At 69.3% G+C, this 20,285-nt stretch carries 18 protein-coding genes and 1 pseudogene; 5 read left to right on the top strand and 14 right to left on the bottom strand.

Annotated elements, in window-relative coordinates; translation table 11 throughout:
* Positions 1-661 precede the first annotated feature (661 nt).
* Both HMPREF0058_RS04180 and HMPREF0058_RS04175 read right to left on the bottom strand, forming a co-directional pair.
* The gene (locus HMPREF0058_RS04180; RefSeq protein WP_006548440.1) at positions 662-928 is read right to left on the bottom strand and encodes an HPr family phosphocarrier protein; all 267 of its coding nucleotides are present in this window, start codon (positions 926-928) and stop codon (positions 662-664) included.
* A gap of 180 nt (positions 929-1,108) precedes the next feature.
* On the bottom strand, positions 1,109-2,233 hold the full coding sequence (locus HMPREF0058_RS04175) for a GuaB3 family IMP dehydrogenase-related protein (protein ID WP_006548439.1): 1,125 nt from the start codon (positions 2,231-2,233) through the stop codon (positions 1,109-1,111).
* Positions 2,234-2,306: 73 nt separating this feature from the next.
* Here HMPREF0058_RS04175 and HMPREF0058_RS04170 point away from each other — a divergent pair, with 73 nt between their 5' ends.
* A complete protein-coding gene (locus HMPREF0058_RS04170; RefSeq protein ID WP_006548438.1) occupies positions 2,307-3,056 on the top strand; it encodes an exonuclease domain-containing protein in 750 nt (249 codons plus the stop codon).
* 102 nt (positions 3,057-3,158) lie between these two features.
* On the opposite strand, the gene guaB is transcribed toward HMPREF0058_RS04170, so the two are convergent.
* Entirely contained in the window at positions 3,159-4,688 is a 1,530-nt protein-coding gene (gene guaB, locus HMPREF0058_RS04165) for an IMP dehydrogenase (protein WP_006548437.1), read from the bottom strand.
* 212 nt (positions 4,689-4,900) lie between these two features.
* Between guaB and HMPREF0058_RS04160 the strand changes: the two genes are divergently transcribed.
* The gene (locus tag HMPREF0058_RS04160; RefSeq protein WP_006548436.1) at positions 4,901-5,185 is read left to right on the top strand and encodes a WhiB family transcriptional regulator; all 285 of its coding nucleotides are present in this window, start codon (positions 4,901-4,903) and stop codon (positions 5,183-5,185) included.
* Between the two features lie 196 nt (positions 5,186-5,381).
* Here HMPREF0058_RS04160 and groES read toward each other — a convergent pair whose 3' ends face one another.
* A complete protein-coding gene (groES, locus tag HMPREF0058_RS04155) occupies positions 5,382-5,678 on the bottom strand; it encodes a co-chaperone GroES (protein ID WP_006548435.1) in 297 nt (98 codons plus the stop codon).
* 229 nt (positions 5,679-5,907) lie between these two features.
* On the opposite strand from groES, the gene HMPREF0058_RS04150 reads away from it, so the two are divergent.
* Together HMPREF0058_RS04150 and HMPREF0058_RS04145 are read left to right on the top strand one after the other, a co-directional pair.
* A complete protein-coding gene (locus tag HMPREF0058_RS04150; protein WP_034236288.1) occupies positions 5,908-7,236 on the top strand; it encodes a class I SAM-dependent methyltransferase in 1,329 nt (442 codons plus the stop codon).
* An 85-nt stretch (positions 7,237-7,321) separates the two neighbouring features.
* Positions 7,322-8,564, top strand: a pseudogene (locus HMPREF0058_RS04145) (glutamate--cysteine ligase).
* A 66-nt stretch (positions 8,565-8,630) separates the two neighbouring features.
* On the opposite strand, the gene tsaD reads toward HMPREF0058_RS04145, so the two are convergent.
* The 10 genes from tsaD to HMPREF0058_RS04095 all read right to left on the bottom strand — a co-directional run bounded on the left by tsaD (position 8,631) and on the right by HMPREF0058_RS04095 (position 19,933).
* Positions 8,631-9,677 carry a tRNA (adenosine(37)-N6)-threonylcarbamoyltransferase complex transferase subunit TsaD gene (tsaD, locus tag HMPREF0058_RS04140; protein WP_040319516.1) on the bottom strand — a complete coding sequence of 349 codons (1,047 nt, stop codon included), beginning with the start codon at positions 9,675-9,677 and terminating at the stop codon, positions 8,631-8,633.
* A 131-nt stretch (positions 9,678-9,808) separates the two neighbouring features.
* Positions 9,809-10,582, bottom strand: coding sequence for a succinate dehydrogenase/fumarate reductase iron-sulfur subunit (locus HMPREF0058_RS04135; RefSeq protein WP_006548430.1), 774 nt, complete (start codon positions 10,580-10,582; stop codon positions 9,809-9,811).
* On the bottom strand, positions 10,579-12,579 hold the full coding sequence (locus tag HMPREF0058_RS04130) for a fumarate reductase/succinate dehydrogenase flavoprotein subunit (protein WP_081449180.1): 2,001 nt from the start codon (positions 12,577-12,579) through the stop codon (positions 10,579-10,581). Before HMPREF0058_RS04130 ends, HMPREF0058_RS04135 begins: the two co-directional genes overlap by 4 nt.
* A 21-nt stretch (positions 12,580-12,600) precedes the next feature.
* A complete protein-coding gene (locus HMPREF0058_RS04125) occupies positions 12,601-13,356 on the bottom strand; it encodes a succinate dehydrogenase cytochrome b subunit (protein ID WP_006548428.1) in 756 nt (251 codons plus the stop codon).
* A gap of 226 nt (positions 13,357-13,582) precedes the next feature.
* Positions 13,583-14,086 (bottom strand): ribosomal protein S18-alanine N-acetyltransferase, encoded by a 504-nt coding sequence (gene rimI, locus HMPREF0058_RS04120; protein WP_050765660.1) that lies wholly within the window; start codon positions 14,084-14,086, stop codon positions 13,583-13,585.
* Between the two features lie 56 nt (positions 14,087-14,142).
* Positions 14,143-14,883, bottom strand: coding sequence for a tRNA (adenosine(37)-N6)-threonylcarbamoyltransferase complex dimerization subunit type 1 TsaB (gene tsaB / locus HMPREF0058_RS04115; protein ID WP_006548426.1), 741 nt, complete (start codon positions 14,881-14,883; stop codon positions 14,143-14,145).
* Between the two features lie 35 nt (positions 14,884-14,918).
* A complete protein-coding gene (gene tsaE / locus HMPREF0058_RS04110; protein ID WP_006548425.1) occupies positions 14,919-15,503 on the bottom strand; it encodes a tRNA (adenosine(37)-N6)-threonylcarbamoyltransferase complex ATPase subunit type 1 TsaE in 585 nt (194 codons plus the stop codon).
* Positions 15,504-15,579: 76 nt separating this feature from the next.
* Positions 15,580-16,905 carry an alanine racemase gene (alr, locus tag HMPREF0058_RS04105; protein WP_006548424.1) on the bottom strand — a complete coding sequence of 442 codons (1,326 nt, stop codon included), beginning with the start codon at positions 16,903-16,905 and terminating at the stop codon, positions 15,580-15,582.
* Positions 16,893-18,635, bottom strand: a complete 1,743-nt coding sequence (locus HMPREF0058_RS04100; protein ID WP_239668791.1) for a bifunctional ADP-dependent NAD(P)H-hydrate dehydratase/NAD(P)H-hydrate epimerase — start codon at positions 18,633-18,635, stop codon at positions 16,893-16,895. The genes alr and HMPREF0058_RS04100 overlap by 13 nt, the downstream gene beginning before the upstream one ends.
* Positions 18,636-18,700: 65 nt before the next feature.
* Positions 18,701-19,933 carry an ATP-binding protein gene (locus tag HMPREF0058_RS04095; protein ID WP_006548422.1) on the bottom strand — a complete coding sequence of 411 codons (1,233 nt, stop codon included), beginning with the start codon at positions 19,931-19,933 and terminating at the stop codon, positions 18,701-18,703.
* Between the two features lie 114 nt (positions 19,934-20,047).
* Between HMPREF0058_RS04095 and HMPREF0058_RS04090 the strand changes: the two genes are divergently transcribed.
* Positions 20,048-20,285, top strand: a 238-nt coding sequence (locus HMPREF0058_RS04090; RefSeq protein ID WP_006548421.1) for a holo-ACP synthase, incomplete at its 3' end; no start/stop codon positions are given.

The following is a 20,285-nucleotide window of genomic DNA, read 5'->3' as shown; positions in this document are numbered from 1 at the left end:
CCCGCCCTGTTAGTACGTGTCTCCCCAATGCGGACGTGCCTTCACCCATAGCTGCGCGCTCCCCCAGCCGAGCCCCAGCCCCATTGAAGCGCGTACTCCCCGATATCGGCGTACTTCCAGTGATGCATGCGTGCCTCCACCCATAGCTGCGTACTCCCGCTCCGGGACCCAGTCCCGTTGGTACGTGCCACCCCCGATGATCGCGTGCATACGCCATTGGTACGTGCCCTAGCACTCCCCTAGAGACCGTCACATTCACCAAAGCACGCACCAATCACCCAACCCACGCACCAAAAGCCCATCGCACCGTCCCCGCACGCCACCCGCCCCGGCCCGCACGCCACCGTATCTCCGTCGCGTCTCCGTCGCTTCAGGCCCTGAACAGTCGAACCCCATCCCCGCCACACCCGAACCGACTGTTCAGCACCTAAACCGACGTATCCAGGAAGCGCACCATGACCAATCCGACGGTTCAGGGCCTCAACCGACGCCCCTAGGCAGCCACACCGAGCCCACAACCCGGCTCTCACCCACCACTCCAGCACAAGCTCAGCGCAGGAAACGCAATCCGCCCCGCGCCGTCTCCAGCAGGTCCCAGACACGCTGCAGGGGCGCTCCCGTCATGGGAGCGCCCCTGCAGCGTGAAATGAAACAGGGCGGATCAGGCGTCCAGGTCGGTCTCCAGGAGGGCCTTGAGGTCGGCCAGAGCCTTGTCGGCGTCAGCGTCGGAGGACTCCAGGACAACCACGTCGCCGTGAGCGGCGCCCAGCGTCATCACACCGAGGATGGAGGCGGCGTCCACAGGAGCGCCACCCTCCTTGGCGATGGTGACCTTGACACCAGAGTCGGCAACGGCCTTGACGAAGGTAGCGGCGGGACGGGCGTGCAGCCCGACCTTGGAGGCGATGGTGGCAGTAACCTGTGCCATAGGTGACTCCTTCTAAACGGTCAGGGATCTGCTGGGTGGCGGTCCCGACAACAACTGCGGTCATCAGCGGGGACGCTGACGTTGACCAAGACACTACCCGACTCGCCTGCAACATGGCACCGATTGGGCGCGCTGAGCCACGTCAGGACGCCCACACCTGCCGCCAGCGAGGGACGCGGCTCAGCTCGGGTCGTAGGGGGCCAGGACAACCTCGACGCGCTGAAGCTCCTTGACATCGGCGTAGCCCGTGGTGGCCAGGGTCCGGCGCAGCGCCCCGACGATGTTGAGCGTGCCGTCCGCCCGGTCCGAGGGCCCGCACAGGATCTCCTCCATCGTGCCCACGGTGCCGACGTAGGAGCGGTAGCCACGAGGAAGGGCGTCATGGCGCGCCTCCGCACCCCAGTGGTACCCACCGCCCGGGGCCTCCTGGGCGCGTGCCAGCGCGGCGCCGAGCATGACGGCGTCTGCACCGCAGGCGATGGCCTTGACCACGTCCCCGGAGTTACCCACCGAGCCGTCGGCGATGACGTGGACGTAGCGTCCCCCAGACTCGTCAAGGTAGTCGCGCCGCGCCGCTGCCACGTCAGCCACCGCCGTCGCCATGGGCATGTGGAGGCCCAGAACCTGGCGGATCGAGGAGGAGGCACCGCCGCCCTGGCCCACCAGGACGGCCGCAGCGCCAGTGCGCATGAGGTGGAGCGCCGCAGTATAGGTAGTCACCCCGCCGACGATCACCGGTACGTCGAGCTCGTAGATGAAGCGCTTGAGGTTGAGGGGCTCAGCATTGCCTGACACGTGCTCGGCCGAGACCACCGAGCCGCGGATGACGAACAGATCCACCCCGGCCTCGACGACGGTACGCCAGTGACGCAGGGTCTGGGCAGGACTGAGCCGGCCGGCCACCACCACACCGGCCTTGCGAATGTGAGCCAGACGTTCGCGAATGAGCTCAGGGCGCACAGGCGCCCGGTAGACCTCCTGGAGGACGCGGGTGGCCTGCTCCGGCGCCGCCTGACGAATACGCGCCAGGGCGGGCTCGGGATCCTCGTACCGGGTCCACAGCCCTTCCAGGTCGAGCACGCCAATGCCACCCAGACGCCCCACCATGATGGCGGTGTCCGGGCTCATCACCGAGTCCATGGGCGCGGCCACCACCGGCATGTCGACGTGGTAGGCATCGACCTGCCAGCCCACACGCACGTCTCGGGTGTCCCGGGTCCGCCGCGCGGGGACGAGGGCGATGTCGTCGAAGGAGTATGCCTGGCGGGCGCGCTTGGAACGCCCGATCTCGACCTCTGCGCTCATAGACGGATGGTAGGCCACCGAGCAGGCCAACCGCCCTGGGGGCGAGTTTGCGTCAGACCCTGGTGGCACACTCATGGTCATGAGCGAGCAGCACACCGCCCCAAGCTGGACCGATGGCCCCTTCCTGGGCTTCGATACCGAGACCACCGGCGTCGACCCGAGCCAGGACCGGCTCGTCACCGCCGCCCTGGTCATGCGCGGCCCTCGCCATGGCGAGGGTACGCGTCGTCAGGAGGTCGTGACCTGGCTGGCCGATCCCGGGGTGCCGATTCCGCCCGGCGCCAGCGCTGTCCACGGCATCTCCACCGAGCGGGCCCAGGCTGAGGGGCGCCCTGCCCCGCAGGTCCTGGAGGAGGTGGCCCAACGCCTGGCTCAGGCCATGGGTGCGGGGACGCCGGTCGTGGCCTTCAACGCTTCCTTTGACCTTACGCTCATGGAGCACGAGCTGGCGCGCCATGGGCTGGCCACCTTGCGCGAGCGCCTGGGTGGTCCCCTCGCTCCTGTCCTGGACCCCCTGGTGCTAGACCGGGCCGTGGACCGGTTCCGCAAGGGCAAGCGTCGTCTGGACGCCATGTGCCAGGTCTACGGCGTCCAGGTCGATGAGGCTCTCCACACCGCCGAGGTCGACGTCGCAGCCACCCTCGACGTCCTGGAGGCCCTAGCCCACGCCTACCCTGAGCTTGCCCAGATGAGCCTGAGCCAGCTGCAGTCCTTCCAGGCCTCCAGCCACCGCGCGTGGGCGCAGTCCTTCAACGACTGGCTGCGCCGGCAGGGCCGTCCGGCTGACGTCGATCCCTCCTGGCCCCTGGCCTCAGAATCCTGAGCATCCAAAGCGCAGGCCCGGCACCTGCACCACCTGGTGCCAGTGCCGGGCCTGCGTCAGGCGAGGCTTGCGCCAGGTCAGACCTGCGCTAGCAATCGCGCCTCAGCTGCGGCCAGCGTAGTTGGGCGCCTCGACGGTCATCTGGATGTCGTGGGGGTGGGACTCCTTCAGACCCGCAGCCGTGATCCGCACGAACTGACCGTTCTCCTTGAGCTCGGGGATGGTGCGTGCACCCACGTAGAACATCGACTGGTGCAGGCCACCAACCAGCTGGTAGACGACGTCGGCCAGGGAGCCGGAGTAGGGCACCTGGCCCTCGATGCCCTCGGGAACGATCTTGTCGTCACCCGAGACATCAGCCTGGAAGTAGCGGTCCTTGGAGTAGGACTTGCGGCCGCGAGAGCTCATGGCACCGAGCGAGCCCATGCCGCGGTAACGCTTCCACTGCTTGCCGTTGACGAAGACGAGGTCACCGGGGGACTCGGTGCAGCCGGCCAGGAGAGAGCCGAGCATGACGGTATCAGCACCGGCGACCATGGCCTTGGCGATGTCACCGGAGTACTGCAGACCGCCGTCGGCGATGAGCGGCACACCGGCCGGGGTGCAGGCGCGCGCTGCCTCGTAGACGGCGGTCACCTGCGGCACGCCCACGCCCGCCACCACGCGGGTGGTGCAGATCGAGCCCGGGCCCACACCGACCTTGACCGCGTCAACACCGGCGTCGATAAGCGCCTGCGCACCCTCGCGGGTCGCGACGTTGCCGCCGATGATCTGCACGCCGGCAAAGGCAGAGTCCTTCTTCAGACGCGAGATCATCTCCAGAGCGAGCTTGGCACCACCGTTCGCGGTGTCCACCACGAGCACGTCCACCCCGGCATCCGCCAGCGCGCCGGCGCGGTCCCAGGTGTCACCCCAGTAGCCGACGGCGGCGCCGACCACGAGGCGCCCTTCCTCGTCCTTGGTGGCGTGGGGGTACTGCTCGGTCTTGACGAAGTCCTTGACCGTGATGAGGCCGGTCAGGCGCCCGGTGGCGTCAACCAGTGGGAGCTTCTCGATACGGTGCTCGGCCAGGAGCGCCTTGGCGTCCTCGCGAGAGATACCCGTGGGTCCGGTAATGAGGCGCTCGCGCGGCGTCATGCAGTCACGCACGCGCAGGGTGCCCCAGGTGTCCGCCGGCACGAAGCGCAGGTCGCGGTTGGTGATGATGCCGAGCAGGTTGCCGCCCTCGTCAACCACGGGCAGGCCGGAGACCTTGTAGTGGCCGCACAGCTTGTCCAGCTCGGCGATGGTGGCGTCCGGCCCCACGGTGACGGGGTCGGAGACCATACCCGACTCTGAGCGCTTGACCCGGCGCACCTGCTGGGCCTGGTCCTCGATGGACAGGTTGCGGTGCAGGATGCCGATACCGCCCTGGCGAGCCATGGCAATCGCCATCTCGGACTCGGTGACGGTATCCATCGCGGCGCTGAGAAGCGGGGTGGACAGGCTGATTTTCTTGGTCAGTCTGGAGGCCGTGTCGACCTCGGAGGGGATGACGTCGGTCAGCCTGGGCAGCAGGAGAACATCGTCGTAGGTCAGTCCGGTCGGTGCATACAGGTCAGGGCTGGTGATCGAGTCGCTCACAGTGTGCATGGTAGGACCCCGCGAGCCTGCCGTGCACCCCGCGCCAGCGTCGGGCTGCTCACGCGCGCGTGCCCCGCAGGTGCCGCATCCCGCAGACTGAGACCGCCCAGCCCCTTCAGTGGTACACCAATGCTTGCCGTTCTCCCGAAAGCACCCTAATCTTCCCTAAGACACGGGTGTGACGGCAGGGTCCGCCGTCGTCACTGAGAAGGGACTCATCCATGCCTGAGCGGTCGCGGCAGCCTGGTCCCGTGACCGCTTTGTGGGAGTGGCAGTACCAGGGCGCCTGCCTGGGAATGGACTCCGCCCAGTTCTTCCACCCTGACGGAGAGCGGGGACGCTCGCGCCGTCGGCGTGACGACGGCGCGAAGGCCGTGTGCCGTACCTGTCCCGTACTTGCGCGCTGCCGCGAGCACGCTCTGGCGACCCACGAGCCCTACGGCGTGTGGGGCGGGATGACCGAGGAGGAGCGCCGGCAGGTCCTGGCCGGACGCCGGCTGCCGTAACACCCCACCGCGCCCGTTCGGTTCTGGGTGTCTGGAGCCCGCTGGCCACCCGCCTACTCGCACGCCACGGCGCCCAAGGCACGCGATGACCGCCCCCCCCCAGGGCCACGCTGTCACCCGTCCAGACACGACGATGGGGAAAGGAACCGTAGCTCCTTCCCCCACCTGTGGCCGCACCAGGGCGGTCAGCGTGACGTCACTTGGTGACGACGGCGAGCACGTCGCGCGCCGAGAGGATGAGGTAGTCCTCACCGGCGTACTTGACCTCGGTACCGCCGTACTTGGAGTAGATGACGACGTCGCCCTCCGCGACGTCCACCGGGATGCGCTTGCCGGAGTCGTCGACGCGGCCGGGGCCCACGGCCACGACCTTGCCCTCCTGCGGCTTCTCCTTGGCAGTGTCCGGGATGACCAGGCCGGAGGCGGTGGTCTGCTCGGCCTCGAGCGTCTGGACGACGATGCGGTCCTCGAGCGGCTTGATGGAGATCGACATGGTGTCCTCCCCTTCTCGCTTGTTCAGCGTACGGATGGTGTTGTGGTCCGCGTCCTGACTTGCCGGGCCGCCGTCGCGGGGGTCGGTCCGTCAGCGCCGAGGGCGCGTGCCGCGGAGCCTTCGCCGGCCCCGCGTCCAGAAGAGAATCTACGCGCGGCGTTAGCACTCAGTCAACGCGAGTGCCAAAGGGAGGGCCCTGGTTCGCCATCGGCGTGCGATCATCGTGACGATGGCTTCTTCCTCCCGCTCCGCCGCGCCCGACGCCGCCGCCCTCGCCCCGTTGCTCACCCCGCAGGGCTGGCAGCTGCTGTCCTCACTGCCTCCTTACGACCCTGACTCCGCCCTGCGCCTGGGCGAGGAGCTGCGCGAGGCCGGCCACAGCCCGCAGCTGGTCTCAGCAGCCCTGACCCAGCAGCGCCTGCGCGAGCGCGCCACGGCCAAGTTCGGCCCCTTCGCCTCCCAGATGCTCTTTACCCCAGACGGCCTGGAGCAGGCCACGCGCCTGGCCGTGTCCGCCCACCACGCTGCCCGCTACGCCAAGGCAGGAGTGAGCCGCGTGGCGGACCTGGGCTGCGGCATCGGTGGGGACGCCGTGGCACTGGCCGGCCTGGACCTGCCGGTTCTCGCCGTCGAGCGCGATGAGGCGACAGCGGCACTGGCCACGGTCAATCTCATGGCCTTCTCCCACGCCGAGGTCCTGTGCGCTGACGCGCTGGAGGTGGACCTGGCCGCCCACGGCGTCGACGCCGTCTTCGCTGATCCCGCCAGGAGGGCCGGTGGCTGGCGCCTGACCGACCCCGAGCAGTGGTCTCCTCGGCTCAGCCAGGTCCTGGCGCTGCGCGACCAGGTCGAGGCCCTGGGCATCAAGGTCGCTCCCGGCATCGAGCACGCGGCCCTGCCGGCCGACTCCCACGTGCAGTGGGTCAGCGTGGGCGGAGAAGTCGTCGAGGCGGGGATCTGGTGCGGCCCCTTGGCCCCCGAGGGCCCTGGCCGCTCCGCCCTCGTCCTCACCGAGGACCCGCACCGCCCAGGCGGCCCCACCGCCCACGTCCTGGCCGACCCGGGCTGTGTGGACCCCTCGACCGCTCCCGTCCAGACCGATGCCGTGGCCGGAGCTGATGACCTGGCTCCCCTGCTGCACGAGCCCGACGGCGCAGCCATCCGTGCGGGGCTGGTTGCCTTCATCGCCGAGCAGCTGGGGGCGCGGCCCCTGGCTCCACGCATCGCCTACCTCACGGGCTCGGCTCCCGCTCCCGAGCATCTGCGTCCCTTCCTGCGTAGCTGGCGTATCCGGGAGGTCTTGCCCCTGCACCTCAAGGCCCTCAAGGCGCGGGTGCGCACAAAGGAGATCGGGCGACTGGAGATCCACCGCCGCGGCGTTGAGGTCTCCCCCGACGCCCTGCGCGCCTCACTGCGTCCCAAGGGTCCCCACGGCGAGACCTGGGTACTGACACGGCTAGGCTCGATGCCGGGGCGTGGCCGCGGCAAGGCCTCGAGCCCCAAGGGCGTGGTCCTGGTGGTCGAGCAGCTGGAGCAGGAGGACGCAGCGCAGGCCTAGACTGACCGCGGACGGCCTAGACAGGCCCGGTTCCGCCGCGGCGGGTCGGACTTCTTCTGGCACCCTTCCTGACGAAGGGCGCACCATGACCACGGCACCACGCTTCCGCCATCACCACCGCCAGGAGCTGTCTTTTGCCTCCTCACCGCGCTCCGGCGTCGGTATTGAGTGGGAGCTTCAGCTCCTGGACCGGGACTCCCTCGACCTGCGCCAGTGCGCCGCCGAGATCCTGGGCGCCGTCGGCCAGGACCCGAATATCCACGGCGAGATGATGCTCAACACCATCGAGCTGGTCTCGGGAGCCCGTCACACCATCGCCGAGTGCGTCGAAGACATTGCCTTCGCCTACGACCGTCTGCTGCCGGTGGTCGACCCGCTGCGCGTGGACCTGGTCAGTGCCGGCACCCACCCCTTCGCTGACCCCCTGGTCCAGCGAGTCACCGACGCCGAGCGCTACTCCCGGCTCGTGGACCGCACCCGCCTGTGGGGTCACCAGATGCTCATCTTCGGCACTCACGTCCACGTGGGCCTGGAGGACCGGGACAAGGCCCTGCCCATCCTCAAGGCGCTGCTGACCCGGACCGCGCACCTGCAGTGCCTGAGCGCCTCGTCTCCCTTCTGGGCCGGGGAGGCCACCGGGTACGCGGACAACCGGGCGATGATGTTCCAGCAGCTGCCCACCGCAGGCGCCCCGCACCAGCTTGATACCTGGGCGGATCTGGAGGCCTACGCCGGGGACATGATCCACACCGGCGTCATCGAGGAGTTCAGCGAAGTGCGCTGGGACGTGCGCCCCTCCCCCCAGGCTCGGCACCATCGAGGTACGCGCCTGCGACGCCGCCACCAACCTCACTGAGCTCGCCAGCATCGCGGCGCTCACCCAGTGCCTGGTCGAGAGCTTCTCCCGCGCGCTGGACAGGGGTGAAGAGCTCGACGCCATGCCTGACTGGTACGTCGATGAGAACAAGTGGCGCTCAGCGCGCTACGGCATGGACGCCATCCTCATCACCGGCTCCGACGGCGAGGAGGAGCTGGTCAGCGACACCGTGGCCCAGATGGTCGAGCAGCTCATGCCAGTGGCCGAGGAACTGGGGTGCGTCCGTGAGCTCGTAGCGATCCAAACCACGCTCGACGCCGGAGCCTCCTACCAGCGTCAGCTCGCCGCGGTCAGCGCTGCCGGCGGCGCCAACCAGGCGGCCGTCAAGCTCATGCAGGCCGAGGTGCGGGCGGGCAGGCCCCTGAGCCCCACCGAGGTCCTCTCCACGGCCTCGACGATCCACCCCTCCACCCTGCCGGCCTCTCACCGCCATCGTTTCGCCAGCGCCTGAGGCACGGCGTCGGCCCGCAGGCCGTTGGCCGGCTCCGCCAGCCCTGCCGGCTGGAGCTGCTCCGGGTCAGAGGGCGATGATGGTGTCCAGGGGCATCCCGGAGTCAGGAGCGAAGTCCATGGGGCTGGGCTCCACGCCGGCGCGCACGGCCGCGCTGCCCAGCGCCGCGATCTGGGCACCGTTATCCGTGCAGTAGCGCAGCGGGGGCAGACGCAGCGTGATCCCAGCCGCCTCGCAACGCTCGGCCGCCAGCGAGCGAACCCGGGAGTTGGCGGAGAACCCACCGCCGATGACCAGGGTGTCCACGCCCTCGTCCAGGCAGGCCTGGACGGCCTTGCCAGTCAGGGAGTCATTGACCGCCTCGGAGAAGGCAGCGCACACGTCCGCCTTAGGCACCTCCTGGCCATCATCCTCCAGGGACTCCACGTAACGGGCCACGGCAGTCTTGAGGCCGGAGAAGGAGAAGTCGTAGCGGTGGCGCTCCTTGTCCTTGCCGGCGGCCAGCCCTCGGGGGAAACGGATGGCCTCGCGGTCCCCTTCCTGGGACAGGCGGTCGACGTGGGGGCCACCGGGGTAGGGCAGACCGAGAAGACGGCCCACCTTGTCAAAGGCCTCACCTGCGGCGTCGTCCAGGGTGCCGCCGAGCTCACGCACGTTGGTGGCGATGTCGCTGATGGAGACGATGTTGGAGTGACCGCCGGAGACAATGAGCCCGATAGCCCGCTCAGGCAGGGCGCCGTCGACCAGCTCGTCGACGGCCAGGTGACCGATGACGTGGTTGACGCCGTAGATCGGCTTGCCCAGCGAGGCAGCCAGCGCCTTGGCAGCAGAGATGCCCACGGTGAGGGAGCCGATGAGGCCAGGGCCGGCGCATACGGCGATGGCGTCGACCTCAGACAGGTCCACGTCCGCCTTGGTCAGGGCGGCGTCCAGCGTGGGGACAAAGGACTGCAGGTGGGCCCGGGAGGCGATCTCGGGGATGATCCCGCCGAAGCGGGCGTACTCATCCATCGACGTCGCCACGACGTCCCCCAGCAGCTCGCGGCCTCGCACTAGCGCCACGCCAGTCTCGTCGCAGGTGGACTCGATTCCCAGGATCAGAGGTTCGCTCACGCCCGCCAGCCTAGTCCCTACGCCCATCAGCCCGGATACCCCGAGCACGACGGCGGGGTCGTCACCTCGTGAGGGTGACGGCCCCGCCGTCTCAGATCCGTCAGGCGGGCCTGGGGCCCGCCTGGCCAGGCTCACACGTGAGCGTGCTGGCCCTTCCACAGCGCGTGGCCGAGGTCGCGGTTCAGACGCGAGATGACCTCCAGCGGCACCGACTTGGGGCACACGGCCGCGCACTCACCGATGTTCGTGCAACCACCGAAGCCCTCGGCGTCGTGCTGGTTGAGCATCGAGACCACACGGGACAGACGCTCGGGCTGACCCTGCGGGAGCAGACCCAGGTGGGAGATCTTCGCACCGGTGAACAGCATGGCCGAGGCGTTCGGGCAGGCCGCCACGCAGGCACCGCAGCCGATGCAGGCCGCAGCCTCGAAGGCAGCGTCAGCCTTCTCCTTCTGGACCGGCACCGAGTGGGCCTCGGGGGCCGCACCGGTGTTGACCGAGATGTAGCCGCCGGCCTGGACAATGCGGTCCAGGGCGGAACGGTCGACCACCAGGTCCTTGAGGATCGGGAAGCCCGCCGAGCGCCAGGGCTCGATCGTGATGGTGTCGCCGTCCTTGAAGGAGGGGTCCTCGGCCAGGTGACGCATGTGCAGCTGGCAGGTGGTGGAGCGGATCGGCCCGTGGGCCTGTCCGTTGATGACCACACCGCACTGACCGCAGATGCCCTCACGGCAGTCCGAGTCGAAGGCGACGGGCTCCTTGCCCTCCTGGAACAGCTGCTCGTTGAGCAGGTCGAGGACCTCGAGGAAGCTCATGTGCTCCTCGATACCCGACATGGAGTACTCCTCGAAGTGCCCCTCGGTGTTCTGGTTCTTCTGACGCCAGATCTTGAGCTTGATGTTCACTTGTAACTCCGCTGCTTGAGCTCGATGTCCTTGTAGATGAGGTCCTCCTTGTGGAGGATCGGGGCCTGGTTCTCGCCGCCCCACTCCCACGCGGCCACGTACAGGAACTCGTCGTCGTGGCGCAGGGCCTCTCCCTCAGGAGTCTGGGACTCGGCGCGGAAGTGACCACCGCAGGACTCACGGCGGTGCAGCGCGTCGATGCACATCAGCTCGGCCAGCTCGAAGAAGTCGAGCAGGCGGCCAGCCTTCTCCAGCGTCTGGTTGAGCTCCATCGCCTCGCCCGTGATACGGGCGTCGCGCCAGAACTCCTCCTTCAGCTCACGGATCTGCTTGATGGCCTCACGCAGACCCTCGTCGCGACGCTCCATACCGCAGTACTCCCACATGATGCGTCCCAGCGCCATGTGGAAGTCATCGACGGACCGGGTGCCGCGCAGCGCCATGAGCCGGGAGATCCGCTCCTCGACACTCTTGCGGGCTTCCTCGATCTCCGGGGCGTTGGGGTCGACCTTGCCCTCACGGAGCATGTCCGCCAGGTAGTCGTTCATCGTGTCTGGCAGGACGAAGTAGCCGTCCGCCAGACCCTGCATGAGCGCCGAGGCACCCAGGCGGTTGGCTCCGTGGTCGGAGAAGTTCGCCTCACCAGCCACGTACAGGCCCGGGATGTTCGACTCCAGGTCGTAGTCGACCCACAGACCACCCATCGTGTAGTGGACGGCCGGGTAGATGCGCATCGGCGTCTCGTAGGGGTCGTCACCGGTGATGCGCTGGTACATCTCGAACAGGTTGCCGTACTTGGCGCTGACCTGCTCCTTGCCCAGGCGCTCGATAGCCTCGGAGAAGTCGAGGTAGACACCGCGCGAGACCATGCGCTCGGTGCCGTCGGGCGCCTTCTCCTTGATGGCCGGGCCCACGCCGCGACCCTCGTCGCACATGTTCTTGGCCTGACGGGAGGCGATGTCACGCGGGACCAGGTTTCCGAAGGCCGGGTAGATGCGCTCCAGGTAGTAGTCGCGATCCTCCTCGGGGATGTCCTTCGGGTCCTTCTTGCAGTCCTCTGCCTTCTTCGGCACCCAGATGCGTCCGTCGTTACGCAGGGACTCACTCATGAGGGTGAGCTTGGACTGGAAGTCACCAGACTGCGGGATGCAGGTGGGGTGGATCTGCGTGTAGCAGGGGTTGGCGAAGTAGGCGCCCTTGCGGTGTGCACGCCAGATGGCGGTCGCGTTGCAGCCCATGGCGTTGGTGGACAGGAAGAAGACGTTGCCGTAGCCACCGGTGCACAGCACGACGGCGTCCGCCAGGTGGGTCTCAATCTTGCCGGTGACCATGTCACGGGCGATGATGCCCTTGGCCTTGCCGTCCACGACGATGAGCTCGACCATCTCGTGGCGGCGGAACTCCTTGACCGTGCCGGCGCGCACCTGGCGCTCCAGGGCCTGGTAGGCGCCGATCAGCAGCTGCTGACCCGTCTGGCCACGGGCGTAGAAGGTACGCGAGACCTGCACGCCACCGAAGGAGCGGTTGTCCAGCAGGCCGCCGTACTCACGGGCGAAGGGAACGCCCTGGGCCACGCACTGGTCGATGATGTTGGCGCTGACCTCGGCCAGGCGGTAGACGTTGTCCTCACGCGCCCGGTAGTCACCGCCCTTGACCGTGTCATAGAAGAGGCGGTAGATCGAGTCGCCGTCGTTGCGGTAGTTCTTCGCCGCGTTGATACCACCCTGGGCCGCGATGGAGTGCGCGCGGCGGGCGGAGTCCTGGTAGAAGAAGCACTTGACGTTGTAGCCCTGCTCGCCCAGCGACGCCGCAGCAGCGCCACCAGCCAGGCCGGAGCCGACGACGATGATGTCGAGCTTGCGGCGGTTGGCGGGGTTGACCAGCTTGGCGTTGAACTTGCGCTGCTCCCAGCGCTTGGCGATCGGGACGTCGTGGGGCGCCTTGGTATCGGCGATCTTCTCGCCCTCGGTGTAGAGGCCCTCGATGAGTTCAGTCATCATTCACTCACTCTCGATCAGTCAGTAGGCGACGGCCGCGCAGTGGTCAGCGAACTGCTCGGCAGCCGAGCCGATCGCGTCGCAGAACTGCGGGTAGTAGTCAGCAGCGGCCATGGGGGCGTCGACCCATCCGAAGAGGATCGCCGTAGGCACTGCCATGAAGCAGGCGAACAGCGCGAAGGCGACGACAAAGGCGATGACGCGGACGAAGGGGATGACGTTGCCGCGCATGGCACCGACGGTCTGCAGGGCAGACCACACGCCGTGCCACACGTGCAGGCACAGGGCGGCCAGCGCCACCAGGTAGATGAGGTAGACCCACCACAGCTGGAAGCCGTAGTACATGTTCTGGTACGCGCGACCGTGCACGTACTCACCGCCCGGGGTGGCGGACAGGGTGGTGAACTGCAGGATGTGCCAGATGATGAACAGCAGCAGGATGACGCCGCCCCAGCGCATGGTGCGCATGGCGTAGCGCGAGGCGAAGTACTCCGCGCCCGGCTTCTTCACGGCGTACTTGTCACTGCCGCGTGCCTTCTTGTTGCGGTGCCACAGGTGGAAGGCGCTGCCAGCGTGCGCGAGCAGCAGCATCACCAGCGCGATGCGCATGATCCACAGGAAGCCCTCGTAGGGCAGCAGCGGCTGGAGCAGGGTCCGCAGGAACACCGCGTAGTGATCGTAGGCAATCTCGCCCTGGAAGTAGTGGGTGTTGCCGTAAGCATGGAAGATGACGAAGAGCAGGAAGACAATGCCCGACCACGCCATGAGGCGCTTCATAAAGACAGTGGTCGAGAAGGCGGTCCGCTTCTTCTTGGGTGAAACAGTCTGTGAGGCCACGGCGGAAGCGTATCCAGGGTGAGTGCGCCGATAGTCCTATTCGATGTCCCCGATTCAGCACCCTGATCCGAGATTGGCGTCATGACGGTACTTCCCGGCCCTGCCCGGTCTCATACGCACTGCGAGCCAGCCTCATTCGTCAGGTCAAAAGACCTCACGTCCTGCATCATTTCGTCAGACCACTCGCACCAAATGTCTCCGCGCCCACAGCTCCCAGGCTGCCTCGCAGGTCCAGGCGCATGACCACGGCGTCTTCCACCGGTGCGACGTAATAGCGCCGGCGCACACCCAGGGGGCGGAATCCGTGCCCGGCGTACAGGCGCTGGGCTGCCTCGTTGGAGGCCCGCACCTCCAGCAGCACCGCGCGGCAGCCACGACCGCGCGCCACCTCGACCAGATCGGTGAGCATCACCGTGGCCACGCCACGGCGTCGTGCAGCCGGCACGGTGGCGATGGTGAGCAGGTCAGCCTCCCCGCGACCATCGCCGAACCACAGGCCGGCGTACCCCAGCAGGCCACCGGCTGCATCCTCGACGAGGACGTAGCGACGGTCCGCCTGCGGCCCCTGGGCCGCGGCGAGCTCGTCTGCCAGCAGCTGGGGGCTCCAGGCCTCGCCCCCAAAGAGCTCGCCCTCCAGGCGAGCCACCTGCGCAAGGTCAGCACTCGTCATCGCACGCAGATGCGCCTGCGCGAGGCTCTCGCCCCGGTCGGGGCCGGTGACCTGGCTCACCTGTGACGCTTGGTGGCGGTGGGCATCTGGACGTCGGCGTGACGCAGGTAGAGAGGCTCAGTGGGCAGCTCACGCCCCTGGGCGAGCCGCACCAGCGCGAGACGGACCTGGGCCAGCGCGTCACCGGAGACCGGCGCCAGGGCCGTACGAGCCTCAGCCAGCTCGGGGTAAAGCCCGACGCCGGATCCGGCCACATAAGCCACCGCGTCAGCCTCCAGCACGCCGGCGAGCTCAGCCGGCGCCATCACGCCGATCTCGCCCAGCCGCTCGACGTCGTCGGCGCCCTTGGCACGGTAGCGCGCGGTGTAGACCTCCTTGCGGCGGGCGTCGGTGGCCACCTGGACCACCGCCTGACTGGCTGCCTCCGCGTCCTCGGCCTGCGCCAGCTCGTCAAGGGCGCGGCGGGCGACGGCGTCCAGGCTCGGCACGCCGTAGACCCTCAGTCCACGGGCGCGTCCCACGGTGCGTGCGGTCACCAGCCCCGCCCGCAGCCCGGTGAAGGGAGCCGGGCCTGTCGCGGCAACGACGGCGTCCAGGGGCTGGTTCGCCACGCCGGGGGTCGACAGAGCCTGGGAGAGCATCGGGCCCAGGGACTCAGCGTGGTGGCGTGAGTCCTCCTGGTCGAGCGAGACCAGGACCGTCAGGCGCATGGCCTGGTCAGGGGCCTGGCCGGCAGGGTCTGCGTCGCAGACAAGGAGCTGGGTTCCGAGCGAGGAGTCGATGGAAAGAATGCGCACGGGACCCAGCCTAGGCCCTTGCCGGACTCAGACGCTCAGGCCAGGAGGCTGTCGAGATCGACACCTGCCCACCGCGGGCCCATCGCGGTGAGCGTGATCGTGCGTCGTCCGTCGTCAACCTCGGCCAGGTCAGTGACCCCGTGAGCCGCGTCCGAGGGCACCGTCTCCTGTCCCCCGTCGGTCTGCGCACCGCCAGGGCGCGCAAGGCCACCGTGCGGGCGTCCCACGGTGATCTCCAGGCGGTCGGCGCTCAGGGCCTCGACCTTGTCCTCGCCCCACTCCACCAGGGTCACGGACTCCTGGAGGGAGGAGTCCAGGTCCAACGCGTCAATCTCCTCCAAACTGGACAGCCGGTAGGCGTCGACGTGGATGAGGTCCGGCCCATCTCCCAGGGCGGGGTGGACACGAGCGATGATGAAGGTGGGCGAGGACACTCGTCCGCGCACGTCAAGGGCGGAGCCGATGCCCTGGGCCAGGGTCGTCTTGCCGGCCCCGAGCCCTCCCGAGAGCATGACGAGATCGCCACGGCGCAACAAGGCGGCCACACGCGCACCCAGGGCTCGGGTGCCGTCCGCGTCCGTCGTCGTCACGGTCACGGTCTGGGCTGCGTGAGAGGTCATCACCACTCCTGAGGTCTCGGGCTGCTCGGCGGGCCTGCCGGCGGCTCCACTCTAGGCGTCCCGCCGCCAGCCGACCTCACCCGACCGGGACACGCGGGACACGCGGCCCCAGGCGGGTGAGGATCTCGTAGCTGATCGTTGAGCACACCCTCGCCCAGTCCTCGGCGGTGGGGACCCCCTCACCGTCACGGTCGGGGTCGCCCCACACAATCGCCCGGTCGCCAGCCGCGGCCGGCGCGGGCAACGGCGAACCGGCGGCGTCAGTGGCCGGGCCGAGGTCGATGACGACCTGGTCCATGCACACCTTGCCCACCACGGTGGTGCGCCTGCCCGCCACCCAGACCGGGCCAGTGCTGGCGGCGGCACGCGGGATCCCGTCGCCGTAGCCCAGCGGCACCAGGCCTACCCAGCGGTCGGTCGGAGCGCTCCAGGTCCCGCCGTAGGAGACCGCCTGTCCAGCGGGAATGCGCTTGACCTGGACAAGCGGCGCCTGCAGGCGCATGACCGGGCGTAGCCCCAGTTCCTGGGAGGTGGCGACGGCAGGCTCGGGCGAGAAGCCGTACAGACCGATGCCGATGCGCACCAGGTCCAGCCGGGCGTGCGGGTGCCACTCCAGCCCGCCGGTGGCGGAGAGGTGGCGCACGCCCGGGTGCAGACCCGCCTGGTTGAGGATCTGCTCACCACGCCGGAACCGCGCCAGGTGGTCCTCGGTGGACCCGCTGTCCGGCTCGTCAGCCCGCGAGAGATGGGACCACAGGCCGACGACGTCGACCTCCCCCGCGTCCTGCGCGGCCCTGGCCTCGCGTGCCAGCGCCGGCAGGTCCTCCAGCACCGCCCCCGCACGGGACATCCCCGTATCCACCTTGACGTGGATCCGGGCCACGACACCCTGGGCACGCGCCGCGACGCGAACGGCCTGGAGCTGCGTGAGCGTGGAGACTGACAGGTCAAGGTCTCCTGCCAGCGCCTCCCACAGGGGCGAGCCTTCCCTGGCAGCCTGCTGCGGGCTCAGGACGGGCACCAGCCAGCACAGCAAGCGTGGCGCCTGGCTGGAGGCAGGCTCGTCAGCCGAGCGCGGGCGCGCGACACCAGCCGCGTCAAGCAGACCGCGCAGGTGCAGCGCCTCATCGAGCTGGGCGACGCCGAGCCAGCTGGCACCGGCGTCCAGACAGGTCCGCGCCACCGCCTCGATACCGTGGCCATAGGCATCGGCCTTGACCACGGCCATCCATGCGCGTCCGGCCTTACTGGCAAGAACGCGAGCGTTGTGGGCCAGAGCCTCCAGGTCGATGAGGGCACAGGCGGTCGCAGCCCCGGGCACCCTCACCTCAGCCGCCCAGGTGCGCGCTGAGGTCTGTGGTGCGGATGAGTCAGCGGAGGACGCGACAGTCATGAACGGCATTGTTCCACTCTCGCCACGGGCGAGCCGTCAGGGGCCAGGCTGTGATCAACCATTCGCGCCAGGACACCAGGCAGTGCCTCAGCGACGTCCAGGGCCGTCACCGGCCCTCCGTGCGCGCCTTCGCACTCGCCATCAGCCTCCAGCCCCTGTCGGGTCAGACTCGCCGCCCAGCCGGCGCGTGCGTGAAGACGGACCGCGAGCGCGGCACAGGCTGCGGGATCCAGCCTCTGGCTGCCCTGCTCCTCCTGCGCTCCCCGAGCCGCAAGCACAGTGCCCAGGACCCCGGCCAGGACGTCGCCGCTGCCGGCCGTGGCCAGCCAGCCGGGACCAGCGTCCAGGGACAGCAGCCCAGCCTCGGTCGCCCCCAAATCCGTCCCTGCTGGACGTGCCACGAGCGTCGGGGTCCCCTTGAGCACCACCGTGGCACCGGTCAGCGTCGCCAGCCGTCGGGCTGCGGCAGCCGGAGCCGCCTCGACCTCCTGGCGGGTGCGCCGCACACCGAGCTCGCTGATCAACGCTGCGGCTTCGCCGGCGTGGGGAGTCAGTACCCTGCGCTCACCCAGCCCGCCGGGCGCCATCGTCCCGGCCGCCAGCACGGACGGCACCAGCGTCAGGGCCCCCGCGTCCACGACGGCAGGCAGGTCCTGGTCAACGGAGCGCTCCAGCGCCTCTGCCAGCTGGGCCATCCGTTCCTCGTCGCCCGGGTCGGTCCCCGGCCCGATGACGAGCGCCTGGCAGCGACCGTCCGCCGGGACGACCTCCGGGCGACGGGCGAGCACGAGGTCCTCCACCCGGCGTGGGGCGATGAGCCGGACCATGCCGGCCCCTGTGCGCGCCGCCGCGCTCGCGGTCAGGACAGCGGCGCCTGGATAGGTCAGGCTTCCTGCCCACAGGCCGACGACGCCGCGGGTGTACTTGTGGTCAGCGTCGCCGGGCACCGTGACCATCCTGGCGAGCGTGGTTTCGTTGGGCCGCTGTACCAGAGGGGCGCCGGCTGGCACCGGCAGGCCGAGGTCGGCGACCTCGACCTCACCCACGTGCTGGGCTGCCGGCGGCAGGAGATGGGCTCCGCGCAGGCAGGTGAAGGTGACGGTCCGGTCAGCGGTGAGCACCGGGCCAGGCACGGTGCCCTCGTCCACGCCGGTCCCCGAAGGCAGGTCCACCGCGAGCACGCGAAAACCACGCTGACCGCGACCTCCGCGGGCGATCAGGGGCTCGACCAGGGCAGCCGCCTCGGCGCGCAGGGCTCCGGTGGCGCCGATGCCGGTCAGTCCGTCCAGGACGAGCCGGAAGGAGAGCGGACCGCGCAGTGCGGTCTCATCGTGCAGCCAGGAGGCTGCCTGCTGCCCGGCCAGGACCGTCACGCCGTCGGCGTACGCCTGGGCCAGGGCAGCGGCGTGCGGGTGCTCGGTGGCCAGCAGGGCGGTCACGCGCGCGCCGGCGCGCTGTAGTGCGGCGCCTGCCAAAAGCGCGTCGCCGCCGTTGTGTCCGCCGCCCACCAGCAGGACCACCCCGGCGCCAGCGGCTCCGCCGAGCCTGTGAACGGCGCTACCGGCTTGCACGGCGCCAGCGGCCTGGGCCGCCAGCTCCTGCCTGGAGGCGGCCAACAGGTAGTGAGCAGCGGCGCGCATGTAGCGGTCGGTGCCCGCCGTCAGCGGCGCCTCGGCCTCGGCGATGGCGGAGGCCGGGTAGGCGGTGATCGGGTGGAGGGTCGGGCAGGTTTCACGCACCTGCTCATCCTCCCCTCTCACGTGAGGCTGTGGCAGGCTCTGGCCGCCACCAGTCTCGGCAGGGGCTAGACCCAGGGCCACGAGCTGGTGAGGAAGGCCTCGACCGCCCGGTGGCGGAAGGTGTAGGGACGCCCACGCTCAACGATCCCGCGGGTCAGGTCCAGGCGCTGCGCCGTCGTTCCCAGTTCGCTGGCATGCGCGTGGCCCATCTGACGCGCGATCTGCGTCAGGGTGCGCTCGTGCGGGTCCAGTGCCGCCATCGCCCGGAGGAACCGCTCCTCCCGGGCCGGTAGGCGGGCGAGGACGCGCTGGACATGGGTCTCGGCCTCCGCCGCGGCGCTGCGCCAGCCCTCATGGACCTCCTCAGCCGTGATCATGTCCCCCACCCCCGCGAACCAGGCGCGCTCCCCCGCCAGCTGGAACAGGAAGGGCTCGCCGCAGGACAGGTCGATCAGGGCGCGGCAGGCCGTAGGCGTCATGCGGATCCGCTGGTTGTGCCCGTGCGCATCAGCGATGACCCATCCCTCGTCAACGAAGGGATGCAGCGCCAGGGCCAGGTCGGCCTCGTCGAGGGCTCCCAGCGTCGTGGTCTGGAACCGGCGCGCGAAGGTAGCGCCCGTCCGGGAGCCCGCCGTGTCCTGAAACTCGGGCAAGCCGGTGAGGTAGACCGACAGCGGCAGCGCAGGACTGAGCTCAACCCCGCCTGGCACCTGGCGCCGTTCCTCGTGCACGAGAGCGTCCCCCAGGGCAATGAGCAGCTGGGAGCGCACCGCGTCGTCGGTGATGTTCTGCACCTCGTCGACGTGGAGGAGGACCATGCGGTCCTTGTGCCGGGCTGCCTCCCGCCCGATCTCGATGAGCAGCTCGCTGAGGCTGGTGTAGGGATCCGGTCCGGCTGCCTCCCGTAGCGAGACGGACACGCCTGAGAGCGCGACCGCCTCAACCCGACCGAGCAGACGTTTGATCCGCTCCTCCCGCGCCGCAGCCAGGCCCGCCTCGCGCGCCAGGTCGATCAGGGCCACGGCTACCCGCTTAAGGGGATCAGCACCAGCCGGGATACGCAGCTGGGAGGTGACCCAGTCCCCGCCTTGCGCAGCGTCCGCCGCGATCTTGCGCACGAGCGAGGACTTGCCTGTGCCCGCCTCGCCCAGGATCGTGCGACCCCGCTCAGCGATGCCACCGAGCCTGCGCGGGCGCAGGACGTCACGCCAGTCGCTCAGCTGCGCGGCCCGGCCGGCCCAGACCTGGGGGACGGTGTCCGATCCTGGGCTGAACGGCGAGTCAAGGGGACGTCTCATGTTGGTAAGTTTACCAAGGTGCGCCGGCGCTGATAACATTACCAAGCCCTCTGGCGCCCGTAGACAGCCCACCCATCGCTTGGCCTACACCCTTAGACCTGGTTACCTGGAGCGGTGATCGTAGGAATCGGTACCGACCTGGTGGACGTGGCACGGTTTGAGGCGCGTCTACGCGCTGTGCCGGCGCTGGCCAAGCGGGTCCTGACCGACCGCGAGCGCGAGGCCTGCGCCGCCCGCCCCGACTCGCTGGCCGCCCGCTTCGCGGCCAAGGAGGCGGTGCTCAAGGTCCTCGGCTCCGCACTCGCCCAGCGCGGTCGCCAGGCCCCCAGCGGCTGGAGCTACCGGGACATCG

Source organism: Actinomyces urogenitalis DSM 15434 (assembly GCF_000159035.1).
GTDB lineage: Bacteria > Actinomycetota > Actinomycetes > Actinomycetales > Actinomycetaceae > Actinomyces > Actinomyces urogenitalis.
The sequence above is the reverse complement of the archived record's forward strand: the minus strand, read 5'-3'. Positions and strand labels throughout refer to the sequence as shown.